Annotated in this window: 4 protein-coding genes; all 4 read left to right on the top strand. The window is 44.7% G+C overall.

Going from position 1 to position 2,861, the window contains the following annotated elements; all coding sequences use genetic code 11:
- Window positions 1-239: hypothetical protein (locus NTX75_04150; protein ID MCX5815421.1), on the top strand; the 239-nt coding region annotated here is incomplete at its 5' end.
- Window positions 240-509: 270 nt separating this feature from the next.
- Window positions 510-776 (top strand): tyrosine-type recombinase/integrase, encoded by a 267-nt coding sequence (locus tag NTX75_04155; protein MCX5815422.1) that lies wholly within the window; start codon window positions 510-512, stop codon window positions 774-776.
- A gap of 224 nt (window positions 777-1,000) precedes the next feature.
- A complete protein-coding gene (locus NTX75_04160; GenBank protein MCX5815423.1) occupies window positions 1,001-1,558 on the top strand; it encodes a hypothetical protein in 558 nt (185 codons plus the stop codon).
- Window positions 1,559-1,839: 281 nt separating this feature from the next.
- Window positions 1,840-2,715 carry a hypothetical protein gene (locus NTX75_04165; GenBank protein ID MCX5815424.1) on the top strand — a complete coding sequence of 292 codons (876 nt, stop codon included), beginning with the start codon at window positions 1,840-1,842 and terminating at the stop codon, window positions 2,713-2,715.
- The last annotated feature ends 146 nt before the right edge of the window (window positions 2,716-2,861 follow it).

The following is a 2,861-nucleotide window of genomic DNA, read 5'->3' on the forward strand; positions in this document are numbered from 1 at the left end:
TGACCTGGTCTTCGAACATGAAAATTGGCCTAAGCGCGGCCTGGCCGCAGGCCCATTTCAGCCTATCGGCAGGGTACCCAAAAAATGCTCGAAGTCGCGACTCGCAAAAAGTTCTTCCGGCCAGTTACGAGGAAGCCCAGACGTTGTTCAACCTAACTATCAGGTATTGTAAAGAATACTGGTATCTTTACAAAATAGTCAGGAAACTCCAGAAAACCGGCAGGCGAAAGCTGGATTAAGGATTGATGGATTAAAGGATTAAGATAACCCCTACTTCTTGTTCCCATCTCCCCTCTCCCACCTCCCTTTTTTCAACTCAACACTCATACGGTTTAATCCCGATTGATGAGGGACAACTCAACACTGCTTTTAAAGGGTTTGGTCCGACCCCGATGATCTTGTCCCTGATGATTATATTTTAATTGCTTTTTTAGGAGCATTGTTTAATAATTCATCAGGCACGCTGGTACGTCATTTGTCGGGCAGGAGGGGTCCCATTTGAAAGAAAGTTGCTTCTATCAATCATCAGAATCGTTGCGATGATAACAATCACACCAGATTCTTCGGGGCGGACTGCGGTACGTCTTGTCGGCATAGACAAGACGGTGAACGTACACACCTTCCGTCATCCCTTTGCAACTCACCTATTGGAGTCAAACTACTATATAAGGACTGTCCAGGAACTCCTGGGCCACAAGGATGTCTCGACGACAATGATTTATGCCCATGTATTAAATAGGCCGGGGCTCAGTGTGAGGAGCCCCCTGGATGTGTGACAATGACAGATACCATAATGTGTGAAAAAACTTTCGTGAAAACCGGCCAGGACCGTATTATACAGAAATATTTATGTATAATACGGTAAAATACAGAATTTTTTCTGTATACTTACTGTATACTTAAAATTGTTATCTGGTGAGTTTGTAACAGGGGATTAAATCAATAATGCGAACCACCTATCATACTCATTATATGGTGGCGCCGCATAAAGGAGCGACTGGTGGAATTGATAGCCACGATAACAAACACCATCCTTTTGATACTTATATTCTGGTATCAGATAAACAAGAACAAAGTGCTTTCAGGCCGAATAGTTGAGCAATCCAACCTCCTCAGGGAGACCAAGGACGTTGTTCTTCAGCAAGCTCAGGCCATTGATAGTCAGAAGAAGGTTGTGGATACGGCCTTAGAATATTCAAAGGTGTTCGATGTTGGCAAGCTCGAAACCATGATAAAGCGGGAGGTCGAACTCGACTATAAGCAACAGATGCAGGAAAAAGAACAGGATTATAAGAAAAGGACTAAGGGTATGCAGGTAACCGATAAAGTGTTGGAGGAAGTAGTGATAAGCGCAACAACTCTAACTGCCGAGAAAATAGCCGAACAATACGTCGGACCCCTGGCGGTTGAGCTTGTGATGTTACTGGGTGATGCAAGCCCCGAGAAGAGAAAGCATGCACTCTCCCGAATACCTCTCTCAATCAGTGATACCATTGCCAGCGCGTTAGATAAACTCGATCAGGCAAAGCTGAAGGGCTTCGGTATCGGCGTTCTTTGATGACAGCGCTAACTGAGTGGTAGACTTCTTTGGTCAAAGAAAAGATTCCTCAGATAACAACTCATTGCACCGGACGCGGCGGTATAACCGGCTACTTTCAGCGTCCTATGTAACCTCCTCGGTCTCCCATGTTCCTACCTCCCCTCTTAGCCACGCCGGTGAATTCTGCATTATACAGAAATATTTATGTATAATACGGTAAAATACAGAATTTTTTCTGTACTTTTTGGTCGTAAAATACAGAATTTTTTCTGTATACTTAATTGTTCGCGTAAGGAAAGATGATGGAATCCAAGGCAAATAATCTGCACATCAACCAGAAGAAGCAGATTCGGTCCTTCTCAACGGATCGCGCCGAACTGCGTAAGCTATTGGAGATACTTCAAGAGAGAGCATATGCCGCTGCCGACATAGAGGAAAAGCACCTGAATAGAATTGAAGGCCAGACTGACGAGCAATTCGAGCAGGCCAAAAAAGACCTACGAGAGGGTTTTCGGCTCTTTATCACTGTGTCAGGAACGGATGGAAGAAAACTTACCGGAAGCATTGAGGATATTTTTGATTCACCAAATTTTCCGGAAGACATGAAAGATTTGTTTTTCAATACCGAGACCACCCTTCGGGCTCGCTACAACTATTACCCGAGAAATAAGATGATCCTTTTCATTGATTTCGGCAGGCCGTCTGTACTGAATTTTACCATCTTGCCATCTCAGGAGACGCGGAATGAAAGTAATATCGAAGTGAGTGGTAACGATGTTACCTGGGTTAACGGAGTGTTCCAGGAGTTCGTCAGTTACGTTTCTCGGCATCCCTCCACGCTTCCATGGCTGCACCGCCATACGGTATATGACGTGCTGGTCTGGCTGCTTGGGTTGCCGCTGTCATTTTGGGTTTGCAGCAAGGTCTCTGACTTCATTGAAGTCAACCTCTCCACGTATTCTCCATTCCTTCGAGCAGCGCTTTATGTCTACGTCTTCTTCTTTTCACTGACTTTACTAAGGGTGGCCTTCCACTACGCAAGGTGGATTTGGCCCTTAACCGAGTATAGATGCCTAAGGAACAAGGCGTTGAAACATAAAGCTTTTTTCGCAACCATCTGCTCAGGCATGGGTCTAAGAATCCTGTACGACGTCTTGAAATGGTTGATCAAATGATCGCGAACACCTATAAGGCCTCCCCGTGTCAATAGATAAATCTCTCCTCCAACGAAAAATGTTACTTTTTTTTCGCCCTAACTTACAACTTACCATCTGACTTAATTGCCAACGGCTCCGGCTTTATTTCTTATATCGGTGCAAAA

The sequence above is a fragment of the Pseudomonadota bacterium genome, assembly GCA_026388315.1.
Lineage (GTDB): Bacteria > Desulfobacterota > Syntrophorhabdia > Syntrophorhabdales > Syntrophorhabdaceae > MWEV01.

What these genes read in the sequence shown, in the direction of transcription:
- NTX75_04165 (MCX5815424.1), top strand. Translation starts at nt 1,840, where the DNA reads ATGATGGAATCCAAGGCAAATAATCTGCACATCAACCAGAAGAAGCAG.